Annotated in this window: 17 protein-coding genes; 12 read left to right on the top strand and 5 right to left on the bottom strand. The window is 67.1% G+C overall.

Annotated features, from left to right (window positions below; translation table 11 throughout):
• Window positions 1-74 precede the first annotated feature (74 nt).
• The 3 genes from KZ491_RS10220 to cutA are packed head-to-tail and all read right to left on the bottom strand — an operon-like array spanning window position 75 to window position 3495.
• Window positions 75-671, bottom strand: coding sequence for a TlpA family protein disulfide reductase (locus KZ491_RS10220; protein WP_222565755.1), 597 nt, complete (start codon window positions 669-671; stop codon window positions 75-77).
• Window positions 672-3182 (bottom strand): protein-disulfide reductase DsbD family protein, encoded by a 2511-nt coding sequence (locus KZ491_RS10215; protein WP_246606751.1) that lies wholly within the window; start codon window positions 3180-3182, stop codon window positions 672-674.
• Window positions 3172-3495, bottom strand: a complete 324-nt coding sequence (gene cutA, locus KZ491_RS10210) for a divalent-cation tolerance protein CutA (RefSeq protein WP_222565754.1) — start codon at window positions 3493-3495, stop codon at window positions 3172-3174. The genes KZ491_RS10215 and cutA overlap by 11 nt, the downstream gene beginning before the upstream one ends.
• Before the next feature lie 226 nt (window positions 3496-3721).
• On the opposite strand from cutA, the gene KZ491_RS10205 reads away from it, so the two are divergent.
• From KZ491_RS10205 to glnE, 6 genes are all read left to right on the top strand, one after another.
• Entirely contained in the window at window positions 3722-4651 is a 930-nt protein-coding gene (locus tag KZ491_RS10205) for a hypothetical protein (protein ID WP_222565753.1), read from the top strand.
• 62 nt (window positions 4652-4713) lie between these two features.
• Window positions 4714-5241, top strand: coding sequence for a hypothetical protein (locus tag KZ491_RS10200; RefSeq protein ID WP_222565752.1), 528 nt, complete (start codon window positions 4714-4716; stop codon window positions 5239-5241).
• Window positions 5242-5652: 411 nt separating this feature from the next.
• Entirely contained in the window at window positions 5653-5940 is a 288-nt protein-coding gene (gene groES / locus KZ491_RS10195) for a co-chaperone GroES (protein ID WP_222565751.1), read from the top strand.
• Between the two features lie 67 nt (window positions 5941-6007).
• The gene (gene groL / locus KZ491_RS10190) at window positions 6008-7657 is read left to right on the top strand and encodes a chaperonin GroEL (RefSeq protein ID WP_043959235.1); all 1650 of its coding nucleotides are present in this window, start codon (window positions 6008-6010) and stop codon (window positions 7655-7657) included.
• Between the two features lie 353 nt (window positions 7658-8010).
• Window positions 8011-8196: a LysR family transcriptional regulator gene (locus KZ491_RS12980; protein ID WP_425493141.1), complete on the top strand. Its 186-nt coding sequence runs from the start codon at window positions 8011-8013 to the stop codon at window positions 8194-8196.
• A gap of 36 nt (window positions 8197-8232) precedes the next feature.
• The gene (gene glnE / locus KZ491_RS10185) at window positions 8233-11136 is read left to right on the top strand and encodes a bifunctional [glutamate--ammonia ligase]-adenylyl-L-tyrosine phosphorylase/[glutamate--ammonia-ligase] adenylyltransferase (RefSeq protein ID WP_222565750.1); all 2904 of its coding nucleotides are present in this window, start codon (window positions 8233-8235) and stop codon (window positions 11134-11136) included.
• Here glnE and KZ491_RS10180 read toward each other — a convergent pair.
• On the bottom strand, window positions 11120-12103 hold the full coding sequence (locus KZ491_RS10180; protein ID WP_222565749.1) for a mitochondrial fission ELM1 family protein: 984 nt from the start codon (window positions 12101-12103) through the stop codon (window positions 11120-11122). The genes glnE and KZ491_RS10180 overlap by 17 nt on opposite strands.
• 121 nt (window positions 12104-12224) lie before the next feature.
• Here KZ491_RS10180 and KZ491_RS10175 point away from each other — a divergent pair, with 121 nt between their 5' ends.
• From KZ491_RS10175 to KZ491_RS10150, 6 genes are all read left to right on the top strand, one after another.
• Window positions 12225-12824, top strand: coding sequence for a malonic semialdehyde reductase (locus KZ491_RS10175; RefSeq protein WP_222565748.1), 600 nt, complete (start codon window positions 12225-12227; stop codon window positions 12822-12824).
• A gap of 64 nt (window positions 12825-12888) precedes the next feature.
• Window positions 12889-13470, top strand: a complete 582-nt coding sequence (locus KZ491_RS10170; RefSeq protein WP_246606750.1) for a YceI family protein — start codon at window positions 12889-12891, stop codon at window positions 13468-13470.
• Between the two features lie 6 nt (window positions 13471-13476).
• Entirely contained in the window at window positions 13477-14184 is a 708-nt protein-coding gene (locus KZ491_RS12890; protein WP_222565746.1) for a pirin family protein, read from the top strand.
• A gap of 45 nt (window positions 14185-14229) precedes the next feature.
• Window positions 14230-14427 carry a zinc-finger domain-containing protein gene (locus KZ491_RS10160; RefSeq protein WP_193985766.1) on the top strand — a complete coding sequence of 66 codons (198 nt, stop codon included), beginning with the start codon at window positions 14230-14232 and terminating at the stop codon, window positions 14425-14427.
• Window positions 14428-14436: 9 nt separating this feature from the next.
• Complete coding sequence (locus KZ491_RS10155) at window positions 14437-15561, top strand: glycosyltransferase (protein ID WP_222565745.1); 1125 nt, start codon at window positions 14437-14439, stop codon at window positions 15559-15561.
• The gene (locus KZ491_RS10150; protein ID WP_222565744.1) at window positions 15542-16918 is read left to right on the top strand and encodes an O-antigen ligase family protein; all 1377 of its coding nucleotides are present in this window, start codon (window positions 15542-15544) and stop codon (window positions 16916-16918) included. The genes KZ491_RS10155 and KZ491_RS10150 overlap by 20 nt, the downstream gene beginning before the upstream one ends.
• On the opposite strand, the gene lpxL is transcribed toward KZ491_RS10150, so the two are convergent.
• Window positions 16919-17878 carry an LpxL/LpxP family Kdo(2)-lipid IV(A) lauroyl/palmitoleoyl acyltransferase gene (lpxL, locus tag KZ491_RS10145; RefSeq protein ID WP_222565743.1) on the bottom strand — a complete coding sequence of 320 codons (960 nt, stop codon included), beginning with the start codon at window positions 17876-17878 and terminating at the stop codon, window positions 16919-16921. It abuts the gene before it with no gap.
• Between the last annotated feature and the right edge of the window lie 38 nt (window positions 17879-17916).

Here is a 17916-nt window from a genome sequence, read left to right as displayed (position 1 = left end):
CATTCGCCGAAGTTACGTTGTTTTAATCGGCCGTTTGAATTCTGGCGTGAGGGCAGCCGTCTGGATCACGGGCCTCATTGAGCAGCCCAGGAATCGATTTCGCCATCCCGGAACGGGCCGACCTTCTGTTTCAGCAGACGGCCCTGCGCGTCGACCAGAACCGAATAGGGCAGGACACCCTTCACGTTGCCCAGTTGCACGCCCGCATCGGCGGGGCCGGCCGCATCGATCAGGATCGGGTAGCGCACCGGTACGCGCTCAAGGAAGGCGCGCACCGCGTCGGCGTCGTCCAGCGCAATGCCGACCACCTGGGTGCCTTGGTCCCCCTGCTGGCCGGCGAAACGGTCCAGTTCGGGCATCTCCTCGATGCACGGCCCGCACCAGCTGGCCCACAGGTTGATCAGTTGCGGGCGGCCAGCATGCGCCTGCGGCAATTGCATCAGCCGGCCATCCAGCCCGGGCAGCTCCAGCGTCGGGATCGGCTGGCCCCGGCGCGCGATGGCCAGCCCGGCCGGTGGGGTCGGCGCGGTGGCGGCCAGTACGTCCTGGAGTGCGCGCTGGCCGATCTCGGTGCGCATCAGCGGCGCCGGCGGGTTCAGCCAGATGCTGAGTGCGACGCCAAGCAACGCCGCGAGCGCTGCGGCAAGCACGATTTTGCTGTTCTGGCCCATTCAGAACGCTTCCACGGCCGCATCGGCCAACGCCTGGTGGACGATGTCGGGGGTCAGCACGGTGGGCAGGATCTGCCCCTCGCCGCCGCCGCGCGGAAACACCACGTACAGCGGCACGCCCACCGCGTTGTGGCGCTGCAGGAACGCGGTAAGCGTCGGATCGACGTTGGTCCAGTCACCGACCAGGTACGCCGCGTCGGCATCGTCGAGCGCGCGCTTGAATCCATCGCGCCCCAGCACCGTCTTCTCGTTCGCCTTGCAGGTAACGCACCAGTCGGCGGTCATGTTCACGAACACCACCCGGTTGGCGGCGCGCAGGTCGGCCAGGCGTTGCTCACTGAAGGGCACCTTCACCAGCTGGTCTTCGCCAACTGCGGTGTGCTCCAGCACCTTTTCCGGCACGGGGTGGGTATGGATCAGCCACAGCGTCCAGCCCGCCCCCAGCAGCGCGATCACCGCCAGCGACGTCGCCCAGGGGCGCAGGTTGACCCGCGAGTGGTTCCAGGCCCAGGCGCCCAACGCCACCAGGACCGCCGCGACCATCCACAGGCCAACCGCGTCAGCGCCCAGTTGCTTGGCCAACACCCAGGCGAGCCACACGGCGGTCAAGTAGAGCGGGAAGGCCATGATCTGCTTGAAGGTTTCCATCCAAGCGCCCGGGCGCGGCAGGGCGCGGGCCAGGGCAGGCACGAAACCGATCAGCAGGAAGGGCAGCGCCAGGCCAAGTCCGAGGGCGAGAAACACCGCCAGCGCGGTGGCGGCCGGCGCAGTGAATGCCCAGGCCAGCGCCGCGCCCATGAACGGCGCGGTGCACGGTGTGGCGACCACAACCGCCAGTACGCCGGTGAAGAAGTCCCCCGCCGGACCGGAGCGCGTGGTCAGGCCGTGGCCCGCTCCGGTCCAGCGGCCGGCCAGTTGCCAGACTCCGGACATGCTCAGGCCGAGCGCCAGCATCAGCAGCGCGAGCAGCGCGACCACCAGGGGTTGCTGCAACTGGAAGCCCCAGCCCAGCGCCAGTCCGGCCTGCCGCAGACCCAGGGCCAAGGCGCCCAGTGCCGCGAAGCTGACCATCACGCCGGCGGTATACCAGAGCGCCTGCTTGCGCGCCGCACCCTGCGCATGGCCGTTGCCTGCCAACGACAGCACCTTCAGTGACAGCACCGGCAGCACACACGGCATCAGGTTGAGGATCAGGCCACCGATGAGCGCGAACACGAGGATCAGCAACAGGCCGGGTACGGAGTCGGGTGCGGCCGCGGCCGCGTCCGTGCTCGGCGACGCCGGCGACGCGTTGGCGCCAGCGACGTCCGCGTCGGATGGTCCGTTGTTTGCCAGCGCTTCAATAGACGCGCTCGCGTCGCCCACAACGCCCGCGTCGGTGTCGCCTGCCTCCGGCAGTTCCGGGCCGTTGTCAGGTTGTGCCCCGATTGCGTCATCGCCTGCCGCCGGGATGGACTGCTTACCGGGCGCGTCAGCGGCGGTTTTTGCGGTGGCGTTCACCGTCCCTGAGGGCAGGTCGATCTCGACCTTGCGGGTCATCGGCGGGTAGCAGATGCCGTCGTTCTGGCAGCCCTGGAAGGTGGCCGTCAGCTTGACCGTCGCGGCGTCCGCGCGCTCACGCAACAGTGGGACGGGCACGTCGATCTGGTCGAAATACACCACCACATCGCCGAAATGCTCGTCGCGATGCTGGCGCCCGTTCGGCCAGCGCGGTTTGCCCAGGGCGATGCCGCCGTCGGCCGACTCCAGGGTCAGACGGGTATTGTCGCGATACAGGTAATAGCCCGATGCCGGGCTGAAGCGGAGCAGCAAAGTGTCGCCATCACCGGCGATCGCTTCGAAGCCGAAGGCCTGCTCGGCCGGCAGGGGCATGGCGTCGACGCCGCCCGCGCCGCCGGGAAACAGCGCATTGCCGCCCAGGCCGCCGGTGGCCAGTGGCTTGCCCAGAAGGCTCGCGCCCTTGTTGCCTGCGGTGGCCGGGCGGCTGGCCGGTGGAACCGAGGGAAGTGCCACGGTCAGCTTGCGTGTCTGCGGCGGGTAACAGATGCCCGCGTCGGCGCAGCCCTGGTATTTGACCGTCAGCGTGGTGCTTGCGCCCCGGGCATCGCCCGGCAGTTGGGCGGTCAAGCGCTTGCGGTAGGTTTCCACCTTGCCGAAGAATTCGTCTTCGTGTGGCTCGCCGGGCGGCAGTTGCAGGTCGCCGGCCGCAAACCCGGCATCACTGGTCACCGAGGTGCGGTGGCGATACAGGTAGTACCCGTCAGCGATCTTCCAGTGGATGGCGACGGCGCCGTGGTCACTGGCCCGGGCGTCCACGGCAAAGGCTTCGTCGACGGGCAACAGGTCGTCGGCATCGACGGCTGCCACCGCCGGAAACGCCAGGCCGGCCAGCAGCGCAAGACCGGTCAGGCCTGCGACAACGCGGCGCCCCAGGCGGGCGCGTGTTGGGTCGCTGAAGACGGAGGACGGGAAGAGGTTGGGGGTCTGGCGTTTGCGCGGTTCAGTCATCATCTCGGGTCTGTTCTACGACCCAATCCAGGTAGGGGGCGAGTCCGCCGACGGCTTCGACCGCGATCAGCTCGGGAAGTTCATAGGGGTGCAAGGCGCGGACCCGGGCGGTCAGCGCGTCCAGCTGCTCTGTGGTCGTTTTGATCATCAGCAGTACTTCGTTGCCCTGCTCGACCCGGCCCTCCCAGCGGTAAGTGGACCGGACGCCGGGCATTTCGCTCACGCACGCAGCCAGACGTTCGGCCACCAGCGCACGGGCCAGGACGTCGGCGCTGGCTGCATCGGGACAGGTGCAATACGCGATCAGGACAGGCATGGTCCTGATTGTACCGAGGGCAGCGCGGCGACGTTCGCGCGCTCGTCCATGATGGTCGAGCGCCTCATGGCGCGGACCTGCGGTCCTTAAAGGGTCTGCCGGTGTCCGGATCCCGCGCCCGGCGTCGTCTTGAGTGGGATGGAGTCAGCGGCTTCGCTGTTGCTGGCGGCTGGCCGACATGCGATGTACCTGGATGCACAAGGAGAGCTGGACGATGGACACACCGATGCCACACAAAAACGGAGTCACCCTCGCCGTTCTGGGCGGCGCACTGGCGATGATGACCCTCCCGGCCTGCGCTGCTGACGCAGCCGCGGGTTTTGCAAGCGCGCCGGGCTACGTCGAGGTTGAATTCGACAACCTGCAGTGGGACGACTATTACACCGCCGAACGCTTTCCCGGCCAGGGTGATTCCGTATTCATGCCCGACGCCGACCTCATCGCGCCGGTCCGCGCGCTGCTGCTGATGGAGAACCAGGAAGGGTCGCTGCCGCATGCCCGCTACAGGGTGACCTATGACCTGCACAGCGATGCCAACGACCAGGACGGGGGCACCAGCGAGGTTGAAATCACCCGCATCAACCTGGGTCCGGCGTTTCGCGAGCAGGCGTTGGAGGGCGTCCCGGCCGAACACCACGCGCCACCCGAGGCGTTCGGCGTGGGGCCCCATGTCAGCTGGCGCTTCCAGATGGCGCCGATCCAGGGCATGACGGCCCATGTCGTCCAGGCTGGGCGCAAGGAGCTGTCCGATGCCGACGTCGCAGGTCTGGATTGCCTGGGCGCGCCGTGCGCACAGCTCGAATCGGCCGAAGGTCCCGCGGGCAACTGGGAGGAGCGCGAGCAGCCAGCACCCAGCGTCGACTATCGCGCCGTCACCGTTGAAGGCCCCGATCCGGCCTATGTCGTGGACCAGATGCTGGGCGTGATGCTGGGCGAGGATGGCGCCCAGCCCACCGGACCGGCCGTTCCCGGGAGAGATCCCCGGATCACCATGGTGGTCTCCGTCAACGCCGGCGGCCAGGACGTCATGACCACCGGACTGGGGCGCAACTCGGTCGTGTATGACGACGCGATCGGCACGGTCTGGGTGCGCTCGTGGCAGCAAAGCGACACGCCGGGCGAGATCAGCGAGCTGCAAGTGCCTAGAGCGCGTTGAAACAAGCATTCATTAAATACGGCCGGCAGCGACAGCCGGCCGCACCCCAAGGAGCGTCAAGGATGAAGGTTTCAGTCATTGCATCGGCCATCGTCGCCGCATCGATCGTGATCGGCGGTGGCTGCGCGGCCGAAAACGGCAGCGCGGTACCTGCAAAAGTGGCCGCCGAGGCCAAGCGTCAGGCCGCCGCCGTCACCTTCCCGCGGGTGGTGATCCCCACCGACGCGGGAGAGTTCTGGTTTCAGCCCGCCTCGTGCTCGGTGGGCGAAGAGGACGGCTCGCAGGTCTTCACCATCCACGGCCCGGGCAAGGGGCCCGACGGCAAGCCGGTCTACGTCGATATTGATGGCGCGGACCAGGGGCCGATGGGCGACACGGACGTGCGGATCCACGTCGGCGTCGATGCGAAGTTCAAACACGGCGATCCCGCGTGGATCTTCAACGCCGCGGTGGCCCACGGCTTCGACGTTCCCGCATCCGTGGCCCGCGTCGACGGGGACGTGGTCGTGCTGAGCGGCCTCATTTTCAGCGCCGACGGAGACAGTCGGCTGGAGGTCACTGGGCCGGTCCGGATCGATTGCAGTCGCTGATCCTGCGGGCGGCCTGATCGCGCGCTATTACCATTGTTGCCAGACCCATAACGTGAACCTATGGAAAACATGACGTAATTGGGCAACAATGGCCCCGGGCTGACAGGAGTTGGCCATCGACAAGGGGTCAGGTGTGGGGGGAGGGGCACAGGACGTGCCGTGCTGGATGCCAATCCCGAACCAGAAGGAGCGCGTTCCGTCAGGACGTGCTCCTTCTTTTTTTGCGCCACACGCAGCAGCAGCCACCTGGCGCAGAAAAATCTTCGCCACGGCCCTTGAATCCCCGCCCACGTGCCCCATCTTCAGTCGCAGTCCCGGTTCGCCGGGCATGCCCGCGACGGCCTGCAGGCCAGCAGGGCATTGCAAACAAACGTAATCCGGATTTTTCAACCATCTACGAGGTTGCTGCAAATGAATATCAAGCCGCTGTTCGACCGCGTGGTCATCAAACGCATGGAAGAGGAAAAGATGTCCGCGGGCGGCATCGTCATCCCTGATTCGGCCACTGAAAAGCCGATCAAGGGCGAAGTCATCGCCGTGGGCGCTGGCAAGGCACTGGACAACGGCAGCGTCCGCGCGCCGCAGGTCAAGGTGGGCGACAAGGTGCTGTTCGGCAAGTACAGCGGCACCGAGGTCAAGCTGGACGGCACCGACCTGCTGGTGGTCAAGGAAGACGACATTTTCGCGATCCTGGGCTGATCCGGGCGTCTTCGGCCACACCGGCCACATCTTTTTTTCCACTATTCCTGTTTTGAGGTTCTAGATCATGGCTGCCAAGGAAATTCGTTTCGGCGAAGACGCGCGCTCCAAGATGCTGCGCGGTGTCAACACGCTCGCCAATGCCGTCAAGGCGACTCTCGGCCCGAAGGGTCGCAACGTCGTGCTCGACAAGAGCTACGGTGCCCCCACGATCACCAAGGACGGCGTGTCCGTCGCCAAGGAGATCGAGCTGGCCGACAAGTTCGAGAACATGGGCGCGCAGATGGTGAAGGAAGTCGCCTCGCGCACGTCCGATGATGCCGGCGACGGCACCACCACCGCGACCGTGCTTGCCCAGGCGTTCATCCGCGAGGGCATGAAGGCGGTTGCCGCCGGCATGAACCCGATGGACCTGAAGCGCGGTATCGACAAGGCCGTCACCGGCGCCGTCGCCGAGCTGAAGAACATCTCCAAGCCCTCGTCCAGCAGCAAGGAAATCGCCCAGGTCGGTACGATCTCGGCCAACTCGGACGCCAACATCGGTGACCTGATCGCCAAGGCGATGGACAAGGTCGGCAAGGAAGGCGTGATCACCGTGGAAGACGGTTCGGGCCTGGACAACGAGCTGGACGTGGTCGAGGGCATGCAGTTCGACCGCGGCTACCTCTCCCCGTACTTCATCAACAACCAGCAGTCCATGCAGGCCGAGCTGGATGACCCGTTCATCCTGCTGTACGACAAGAAGATCTCCAACGTCCGTGACCTGCTGCCGATCCTGGAAGGCGTGGCGAAGGCCGGCAAGCCGTTGCTGATCGTGGCCGAGGACGTCGAAGGTGAGGCCCTGGCGACCCTGGTGGTCAACACCATCCGCGGCATCGTCAAGGTCTGTGCGGTGAAGGCTCCGGGCTTCGGCGACCGTCGCAAGGCGATGCTGGAAGACATGGCCGTCCTCACCGGCGGCACCGTGATCTCCGAGGAAGTCGGCCTGGCGCTGGACAAGGCGACCATCGAAGACCTCGGCCGGGCCAAGAAAGTCCAGGTCTCCAAGGAAAACACCACAGTGATCGACGGCGCCGGCGAGACCGGTGGCATCGAAGGCCGCATCAAGCAGATCAAGGCGCAGATCGAAGAGACCTCTTCGGACTACGACCGCGAGAAGCTGCAGGAGCGCGTGGCCAAGCTGGCCGGCGGCGTTGCGGTGATCAAGGTTGGTGCGTCGACCGAGATCGAGATGAAGGAAAAGAAGGCCCGCGTTGAAGACGCCCTGCACGCCACCCGCGCCGCGGTGGAAGAAGGCGTGGTCCCGGGCGGCGGTGTTGCCCTTATCCGTGCCCTGGCTGCCATCGTCGACCTGAAAGGCGACAACGAAGACCAGAACCACGGCATCACCATCGCCCTGCGCGCGATGGAAGCCCCGCTGCGCGAGATCGTCATCAACGCCGGTGAAGAAGCCTCGGTGATCCTGAACAAGGTTCGCGAAGGCACCGGCAGCTACGGTTACAACGCGGCCAACGGCCAGTACGGCGACATGCTCGAGTTCGGCATCCTGGATCCGACCAAGGTGACCCGCACTGCGCTGCAGAACGCGGCCTCCATCGCTGGCCTGATGATCACCACCGAAGCGATGGTGGGCGAGCTGCCGAAGAAGGACGAGCCTGCAATGCAGGGCGGTGGCGACATGGGCGGTATGGGTGGCATGGGCGGAATGGGTTTCTAAGCCTGACCTCCAGCGACACCGCAACAAGGAAAAGCCCCGCTTCGGCGGGGCTTTTCTGTATCCGGTCCATCGCGTTTGCATTCACCGGGCGGGGCAGAAAATCGACTCTCGGCAATTCATGACCCCACCAGTTCAATTTTGCACTGCAGCGTGCACCCTAATAACAAATCCTTCACAGTCGACCTGCATCCCGACGTGGGGGAGGGAGCAGACCCGCTACCGGTTCGTCCGGGGCGGGTTTTTTATTGACCTCGCGGAAGTCGTCCCCGAATCAGCGAACGATGGCATTGTGCCTACGCCGTTGCTCCAGCGTGATTCACGGCTGAACGTGACGGCAGCTGCGCTGCGCGTGCATGCGAGCGACCCAGTCGGGCGTGTCGAAGCAGCTCAAGCAGTTTGAAGACGGATTGGGTTTTCAGTTGTTCACGCGGCGAGGCCACAGTCTGGCGAGACATCCGTCCATGCGGAGGGATGTATTTGTTTGTGGCGGTTGCTTATGTCGATATGAGCGTCCTGCCGGGGCAGTCGTGTCGGTGTAATGCTTGTTGTTGCCGGCTGCATGCCATCATCGCGGCATGATTCCAGCGTCCTCTTCCGTAGCCGCGGTTGCCGAGCGTGCGTTGGCGCAGCTGCAGGCAAGCCAGTTGGCGATTGGCGCAGAGTTGGACGCGCAGGCCCTGCAACGTTGCCAGCCGGTGGCAATTGCCAGTGATTTCGCGGTTGCCACGCTGATACGCCAACCTGACTTGCTGAGCCGGCTGCTGGCGGACGATGGCGAGGCACCGTTGCCGGTACCGGAGCTGCTGGCCGACCACCGCGACCAGTGGCTGTCGTTGCTGCGGCGCTATCGCACCGCCGAGTCCACCCGACTGGTCTGGCGTGATGTGCACGGGCTGGATGATGTGGATGCCACGCTGGCCGGCACCACGGCGCTGGCCGAAGTCTGTTTGCGGGTCGCACTGGAGGCGCTGGAACAGGAGTTCGTCGGTCGCCACGGCGTCCTGCGCCATGCGGACGGCAGCGCGCAGAGGCTGGTGGTGTTCGCGCTCGGCAAGCTTGGTGGCGGGGAGCTGAACTTCAGTTCCGACGTTGATCTGGTGTACGGCTATGAGCCACCTGGCGATCTGTCTGCGGTGTCCGACGGACCCCGGCCACTGTCGGCGGAACACTACTTTTCCAGGCTCGGTCAGAAGCTCGCGCGCCTGCTGGACGACGTCACGGTGGACGGTTTCTGTCATCGCGTTGACCTGCGATTGCGTCCCTACGGCAATGCCGGGCGGGTGGCTTGGTCGTTTCCGGCCATGGAACAGTATTTCCAGCGCGAGGGGCGGGACTGGGAGCGTTATGCGTGGCAGAAGGCGCGGCCGGTCGCCGGAGACCTGGCGGCGGGAGCCGCGTTCCTGGAGCTGCTGCGCCCATTTGTGTACCGGCGTTATCTGGATTACGGCGCGCTGGACGGGCTACGGGCGATGAAGGCGGCGATTGCCGCCGAAGTGGCGCGCAAGGAGCTGGACGACGATATCAAGCGCGGCCCCGGGGGCATCCGGGAGATCGAGTTCCTCGCCCAGGCGCTGCAGCTGATCCGCGGCGGTCGTGATCCCGGCCTGCGCGAGCGCTCGCTGCAGCCGGCCCTGGCTGCCTTGGTCGAGGCCGGTCAGGTGGAGGCACGGACCGGCGCACAACTGCGGGAGGCATACCTTTTCCTGCGTCATCTGGAGAACCGGCTGCAGATGTTCGCCGACCAGCAGACTCACGCCTTGCCGGTGGATCCGGTGACGCGGGTGCGGATCGCGATCGGCATGGGTTTTGCCGATTGGGACGAGCTGCGGGCCGAATTGGAGCGCCATCGCAGCATCGTGCGCGAGGAGTTCGCGGCCTTGCTGGCGCCCCGCCATGGCAACCGTAGCGAAGGCGTGCTCGCGGAGTACTGGCTGGCGCTGCCCGATGGTGGCGACATGGCGGTGCTCGCCGAAGCCGGCTTCGAGGACGCGGCCGGTGCCGACAGCCTGCTGCGTGATTTCGCCCGAAGCCCCGGCGTTGTCGCCCTGACCGACGGCACCCGTGCCCGTCTGGACCGGGTGCTGCCGGCGTTCATGGAGGGGGCTGCGCGTTCCAGCCAGCCCGCACTCGCACTGCGCCGCCTGCTGGCGCTGGTCCACAACATCCTGCGCCGCAGTGCCTACCTGGCACTGCTGGACGAGCAGCCGGCGGCCCTGGCCCGACTGGTCCGGGTGACCAGTCAAAGCGCGCTGCTCGCCGAACGCGTCGCGGTCCATCCGCTGCTGCTGGACGAGCTGCTCGACGCCAGTGTGGCCGGCGAGCTGCCGGGCCGGGCCGCGCTCATCCAGGCCTGTTCCGAGGTTGGCTTGCAGGGTGACGGCTCGGGCGCGCGCCGGGCGCGGGGCAGCGGAGATGAACCGCTGGCCGCACCCGAGGCGCGCAGCCCGGAAGACGTAGAGGCGGTGCTGAACGCGCTCAACGAAGTGCGCCAGGCTGCGAGCTTCCGCATCGCCATGGCCCATCGCGACCATCGCCAGCCGGCCGTGGAAAGTGCACGCCAGGTCGCCTGGTTGGCCGAAGGCGTGGTGAACCGCGTACTGGCGATGGCGACGCGGGAAATGATCGCCGCCCACGGGCGTCTCCCGACGACCCGGTTTGCGGTGTTCGGCTATGGCAGCCTGGGCGGCGAGGAGCTGGGGTTCGACTCGGATCTGGACCTGGTGTTCCTGTATGACACTCCACCGAGCGCAGGCGGCATCGATGCCGTGTCCGACGGCCCGCGACCGTTGGATGCCGCCCGCTGGTCCGCGCGACTGGCGCAGAAGCTGGTGGCCTTGCTCGAAGCGCCCACCCGCGCCGGTCGGCTGTACGAGGTGGACGTGCGCCTGCGGCCTGATGGCGCCAAGGGTGTGCTGGTATCCAGCCTCGCCAGCTTTGATGCCTATCAGCACGAGCGCGCATGGAACTGGGAGCACCAGGCGCTGGTACGTGCGCGGCCCATCGCCGGCGACGCCTCCCTGGCCGCGGATTTTGTCGGTGTGCGCAACGCCACGCTGTCGCGACCGCGCGAACGGGAGCAGCTGCGCGATGAAGTCTCGGCAATGCGCGCCCGCATGCGTGCCGAACTGGATCGCAGCAGGGACGGCGTGTTCGATCTCAAGCAGGGCCAGGGCGGGCTGGTGGACCTGGAGTTCGTGCTGCAATCACTGGTGCTGGAGCATGCCGCCACCCGCGCCGGCGTGCTGCGCAGGCAGGATACCCACGGGCTGATCGGCGCCATCCACGATGCGGGGATCATCGACGCGGAAACCCGCACGCAATTGCAGGCCGCCCACGAGATCCTGCTCTCGCGCAGTCTGGACTGCAGTCTGGATCGACGTCCTCGAAGGATGGTGCCCGACGCGCCGGTGGAGCGCGCCCGGGCTGCGATTGACCTGGCGGCACGCGAGCACGGGCTCGATTTCAGCCGTCGGGCTTGAGAAGCACTGGCGGAAGCGACAGCCGCTGCCTGACTTCGTCCGCAACGCGGCCGGTTTCGCGCAGCGGCGTGACCGGGAAATCCGCCAGAGCCTCGTCGTAGGCGCGCACACGACCCAGTTCGAGCAGGCGATCGACGAACCGGCGCGGACGGCCACGCAGTTGGTCCAGACCGGCGACGAACACGGGCGCCTCGGTGGCGCAGGCCTCCGACAGCATGTTGACCGACTCGGCGGTGCACACGATACGGTCCGCACAGGCCAGCAAGCCCGGGTAGGGATTGGCACCGTCGCCCGGCGGGGTGAACAACATGCCGTTGCGGCCGGCAAAATGCTTTTGCAGTCGCTCACCCAATGCCGCGGGACTGCGGCGTGAGGTCGTCGCCATGACGCAGCCGCCTGCCTCATCCACCTGGCGCATCACGTCCAGGGTCAGTGCTTCCAGCCAATCAGCGTCCAGCCCGGCGTGGGCGCTGGCACCGCCAAGCAGCAACGCGGTGCGCGGTTGCGGCAGGGTCGCCAGGGCCGTGAACCGGCGCCGTGCCTCGGCCAGCCATTGTGCGTCCACCGGATGCAGGCTGCCCAGAACGGGAATGACGTTGCTGCCCACCAGGCGATCATGTTCCGGCGCGATCACCAGGTCCCAATGCCGTGTCGCGATGCGTGGATCGAGGATCTGCACCGTGGCGCTGCCGTGGCGCCGCAGCAGCCGGGTCGCGAGCGCCGCCTGACGCCCGCAGCCGATGGCCAGCGCCGGCGGACTCGCCAGCGCATCATGGAATCGGGTGCCGAACGCATGCCCCGCGGCAACGCCTCGGGGCGCGGTCCAGCGCCACGGGGCACGCGTGTCGAGCTTCCAGTCGCGCGTCGGCATGCCCAGCGCACGCCCGAGCGCCTGTGCTTGGCGCAGGTTCCCGGCGTTGCCGTCGGTGATGGTCCAGACGCTCGGATTTTCCGCTTGGCGTTTCATCTCTGCCTGCAATACGTTCCAAAGTTGCGCCCGTGCTCGCCGCATTCCAGCGCCTACACTTGCCGGCTTGGCTGCTCCCACAGGAGCGTCGATTCCCACCGCATCCACGGAGAGATCATAAGTGGCCCAGACCCGACCCGAACCCCTCGCTCCGGCAACGCTGGACCAGCTGTTTCGTACCGCGCGCACCCACAACGAGTTGGGCGGCGAGGTCAGCGACGATACCCTCCGCCAACTCTACGATCTGGTGAAGTGGGGTCCGACCAGTGCCAACATGTCACCGGCACGCTTCGTATTCGTGAAGTCCGCGCAGGCCAAGGCGCTGCTGGAACCGGCACTGGATGAGGGCAATCACGCCAAGACCATGGCTGCCCCGGTTACCGTGATTGTCGGCTTCGACGAGGATTTCCACGAAAAGCTGCCGTACCTGTTCCCGCATACCGATGCCAAGAGCTGGTTCGTCGGCCCGCGCGAAGGCCGCAGCGCCGCGGCGTTCCGCAACGGCAGCCTGCAGGGCGCGTACCTGATCCTGGCTGCGCGGGCGCTGGGACTGGACACCGGGCCGATGTCGGGTTTTGACAACGCCAAGGTCGATGCGGCCTTTTTTGCAGGTACAGCGGTCAAGTCGAACTTCCTCGTCAATCTGGGTTATGGCAATGCCGAGAAGATCTTCCCGCGCTCGCCACGCCTTTCCTTCGAGGAGGCAGCGCGGATCGCCTGACGGTTTTTGTGATGCCCCTGCCGCCGCTGCCTGCTACCCCCCCGATGACACCCGGAGTTCTCCCATGATCAAACGTCTGCTCCTCGCCGCTGCACTCGCCACGACCGCCAATTTCGCGATCGCCGCCCCGGTCACCTATCAGCTCGATCCCAGCCACACCAACGTGATCGCCCAGTGGAGCCATTTCGGCTTCTCCAACCCCGTGGCGCATTTCGGCCAGGCCGAGGGCGTGCTGGTGTACGACGCCGACAACGTCGCCGCGTCCAGCGTCAAGGTCACTATGCCCCTGTCAGGACTGAACAGCTTCACCGCCAAGTTTGACGAGCACCTGCGTGGCACGGATTTCTTCGACGCCGCCCGGTTTCCGGTGGCGACTTTCCACAGCACCGCAGTGGAGTCGGCCGGTGAAGGCAAGCTCAAGGTCACCGGCGATCTGACGATCAAGGACAACACCCATCCCGTGGTTCTGGACGTGACCCTGAACAAAGTCGGCGAGAACATGGCCAAGCAGCCGACGATTGGTTTTGACGCCCGCGCGACGATCAAGCGCAGCGACTTTGGTGTCGGCATGTATGCGCCCGCCGTCAGCGACGAGGTCGACATCCGGATCACCACCGAGGCGTCGGTCGCCAAAGCCGGGTCGTAACGCGCAGTGATCGTTGAGCGTCCCTCCGCATCGCGCGGCCAGAGCCCGTCCGGGGCGGACGGGATCGAGCGCCGTCACAGCTTCTCCTGCGGGACCTATTACGACCCGCAATGGACGGGCTTTGGCGCGCTGCGGGTGCTCAATGAGGACCGACTCGCGCCCGGCGCGGGGTTCGCGCCTTGCCGGCGCGCCAACATGGAAGTTCTGACCTACGTTCTCTCCGGCGCGTTGGCGCATCGGGACAGCAGCGGGGAGGAACGGGTGATCCGCGCGGGCAGTTTGCTGTGGCTGGGGGCCGGCCATGGGACGCAATACCACGATTTCAACGCGTCGGGCACCGAGCCGGTGCATTTCCTGCAGGCGTGGCTGCAGCCCGACCGGGTCAACGCCGAGCCGGCCTCAGCCAGCCGGGCGGCGACGCCGGGGGAGGGATGGCAACTGCTGGCCTCACCCGACGGCCACGATGGCAGCATCGCGATCCGACAGGACGCGTGCGTGTACCGGTTGGAACTCGCCCAGGGCTCAGCGACGGTGAGGTCGCTTGCGCCGTCGCGTCGATATTGGATGCACGTTGCCGCCGGGTCGGCCCGTGTTGACGGACGCGATCTGTCCGCCGGCGACGGCCTGGGCTTCAGCGCCGGGCACGGTCCGGTCGAATTTGCCGCGGCGTGCGCCACGCCGGCCGAGCTGTTGTGGTTCGACCTGCCCGGTTGAGGCAGCTGGTAAACTGGCCTCCTTGTACCGTCCGTGATCGCCGCCATGACCGCAGTCCATGACCATCCCACCCAGGCCAACGCCGAGCGCCGTTACACCGTGACGCGCGCCGATCTGCCGTTGAGCTGCCCGACGCCGTCGATGGCGCTGTGGAACTCGCATCCACGCGTGTACCTGTCGATCGAGGAAGACCTGGAGAGCACCTGCTTCTACTGCGGCGCGCACTTCGTTCTGCAGGACTGACCCATCGCGATGCGCCCGATGACGGTGGTCCAGCTGCTGCCGGCGCTGGAATCGGGTGGGGTGGAGCGCTCAACGCTCGAAATCGCCGACGCCCTCGTGTCGGCTGGGCATCGCGCAATCGTCGTATCCGCTGGCGGCCGCCTGCTGCCGCAACTGCTCGCCCTTGGTGGTGAACACGTGAGCCTGGATATTGGCCGCAAGTCGCCACTCACGCTTTCACGCGTTCTGCCGCTGCGCCGGATGCTGCAACGCGGTGATACCGATATCGTCCACGTGCGCTCGCGGCTGCCGGCCTGGATCGCGCGCTTCGCCTTGGCCGGGATCCACCCCGCGCGCCGGCCGCGCCTGGTCTCCACCGTCCACGGCCTCAACTCGCCCTCGCGCTACAGCGCGGTGATGGTCGGCGGCGAACGGGTGATCTGCGTATCGCAGAGTGTCCGCGATTATGTAATGGCGCATTACCCTGCGACCGACACCGAACGCCTGCGGGTCATACCCCGGGGGATCGACGCGGCCGCCTTTCCGCCTGCGCCGCTGCCCGACCGCTCCGCCCGTGCCTGGGCCGCAGCACAGCACCCGGCACTGGACGGCGATGGTCCCTTGCTGCTGCTGCCCGGACGTGGCACGCGACTGAAGGGCCATGGTGATGCCGTCGAGCTGCTGGCCCGCTTGCGCGCGGACGGCCGCGATGCGCGGCTGTGGCTGCCCGGCGCCCGCGAACCGGGGCGCGAGGACTACATCGCCGAATTGGAAGGCATGGCGTCGGCCCGCGGCGTCGCCGACGCGATCGCCTTCACCGCGCCCACCGACGCGATCGCCCGCGCATACGCGGCGAGCGATCTCGTCCTCCAGCTCTCGCGCAAGCCCGAGGCATTCGGTCGCACCGTGATCGAGTCCCTGTCGGTAGGGCGTCCCGTGCTTGGCTGGGGACACGGCGGCGTCGGCGAGCTCCTGTCTCGCCTGCAGCCGGCGGGGGCGGTGCCGCCGTTTGACGCGTCCGGGCTGCACGATCGGGCGATCGCGCTGCTGGACCGCGTGACCACGCCAGCCGGTACGATGCCCGATCTATCGGATTTCACCCTGCAAGCGATGCAACAAGCGACCCTGGATGTCTATGCCGAACTCATCAACTGAACTTTCCGCTGGCATCGCGACGGGGCGCGGCGCGGCATCTGGATCTGCACCGGCGGGGCGGGCGATCCAGGGCTGGCGCTGGGCGCCGGCGTGGATCCTGGCGTATGTCGTCTTGTGGCCTGCGCCGGGTTATGCCGAAGCGATCCTGGTACTGGGTGCACTGGTGGCGGTCGTCAAACTGGTCAGCTCGCGCTTCCGCGGCGGGGTGCGACTGCTCAGTGGCGAGGCCTGGGCCCTGACCAGCGTCCTGTTTTTCGCCTACTGGCTGCCGCAGTTGGTGTCGGCAGTGGACTCCATCGATCCCGGACGGGCGCTGCGCGAAGCGGCCGTGGACCTGCGCTATCTGCCGTTCCTCTGGCTGGCAGCCGCGGCGGTCGCCAACGAACGGGGCCGGCGCACCACTTTCGGCGGCCTGGCGATCATCCTCGCGGTTTGGACAGTGGACGCGCTGATCCAGGCAGGCACTGGCACCAGCCCGCTGTTTACTGGCATCGATTCAGTCAAGCAGCTGATCAGCGGTCACCCGATGTGCAGTGCGAGCGAGGTGGCCCTCTTGGATCGCCTCAGCGGCGTGTTTGGTCCCTGCAACCTGAAGCTGGGCATCGTGCTGGCGAGCCTGTCGCCGTTCGCCCTGTACGCGGCATCCAAGCGTGCCCACATGATCGGCTGGCTGGTAGCCGCGGCCGCAATCGGCGTGGTGGTGATGCTCGCCGGGTCGCGTGCGTCGTGGATCACCTACCTGCTGGTGCTGGTGTTGTCGGGCTGGCGCCTGCTGGGTTGGAAAAAGCTGCTTGGCGTGTTCGCCGCCGGCGCGATCCTGCTGGGGTTGCTGGGCGTGGTGTCCAGCGACGTGCGCCAGCGTCTGGAACGCACCACGCACGTCTTCTCGGCCAGCGAAGACGGCGTCGATCGCGCGCTCTCCGGGCGCACCCGGATCTGGGGCGCCGCGCTGTGCATGGTCCGCGAGAATCCAATCAATGGGGTGGGCGCGCGCGGCTTCCGCGAGGCATTCCCGGCCTGCGATCCGCAAAGCGACCAACCGGCGGAATGGGGTGACGGGCCGGCCTTCCACGCGCACCAGATCGTCCTGGAGATCCTCAGCGAAACCGGATTTTTCGGCCTGCTGATGTGGCTGGCAGGCGCAGCGCTGGCCTGGCGCGCGTGGCGTTTCGCCGATGCGCAGGCGCGCGAGCGCGCGCGTCCCGCCATGCTGGCGCTGGTGGTGACCGTGTTCCCGTTGAACACCCACCTGGCGTTCTATTCGACGTTCTGGGGCGGCCTGACGCTGTTGCTCGCGGCGCTCTACGCCGGCAGCTTGTTGGCGGTGCGCAGCGCGGATGCCACGGCCACGGAGTGACTATCGCGGCTGGTAGGGTGAGCTCTCACCCGGCGGCCGGCGTTTGAAGCGCCGGTGGATCCACAGGTACTGGCTCGGCGCCTCGCGCACCATGGCCTCGATCGCCGCGTTGACCCGGGTGCTGTCGGCCACCGCGTCGCTGGAGGGGAAGTCCTCCAGCTGGGCACCCAACCGCAACACGTAGTCGGCGCCTTCACGGCGGTGGAAGAAGGGCACCACTGCGCAGCCGGTCAGTCGGGCGAACTGGTGGGTGGCGGTGATGGTGGCCGCGGGCACGCCGAAGAACGGTGCGAACACCGTGTCCTTGCCACGCATATCCTGGTCGGGCGCGTACCAGAGCAGCCCGCCCTGCTTGAGGTGGCGCATGGCGGGCCGCAGCTCGGCATTGGCGAACATCGCGCTGGCGTGGCCGAGCCGTCCGCGCTTGACCGCCCATTCCATCACCGCGCCGCGATGGCGTCGGTACATGCCAGCCAGTGGGAGGTGGTCGCACATCAGTCGGCCGCAGATTTCCAGGGTCATGAAATGGCCGGACACCAGCAGCACGCCGCGCCCGCTGGCGCGGATCGCCTCAACGGCTTCCAGGCCCTCGATGCGCACCGTTCGCCGCATCGGCTCCACCGATCCCCACCAGGCGCGCGCGAATTCGAACAGGCCGATGCCCAGGTCACGGAAGTTGTCCCGCAGCAGGCTTTCGCGCTCCGCCTCATCCATCGCGGGAAAGCACAAAGCGAGATTGGTCTGCGCCGCGCGCCGGCGGTCGCCGGCAACACGCAATGCGAGCGCGCCGACAGCGGCGCCCAGCGCCCGCTGCAAGCCCCACGGCAGGCGCGCGGCGACTAGCAGCACGCCCAGTCCCAGCCACGCCGGCCAGTGGCGCAGACCCAGCGGCGCCGGGCCGGGAGATGTGGGGCTCGCGACGCTGCGGTCGCGTTCACGCGGAGGGGGTGTTGGAGCCATGCGATGGATTCTACCGGGCTCGTGGCACGCGAGCCGCC

It is taken from the genome of Novilysobacter antarcticus (assembly GCF_019802285.1).
Taxonomy (GTDB): Bacteria; Pseudomonadota; Gammaproteobacteria; order Xanthomonadales; family Xanthomonadaceae; genus Novilysobacter; species Novilysobacter antarcticus.
The sequence above is the reverse complement of the archived record's forward strand: the minus strand, read 5'-3'. Positions and strand labels throughout refer to the sequence as shown.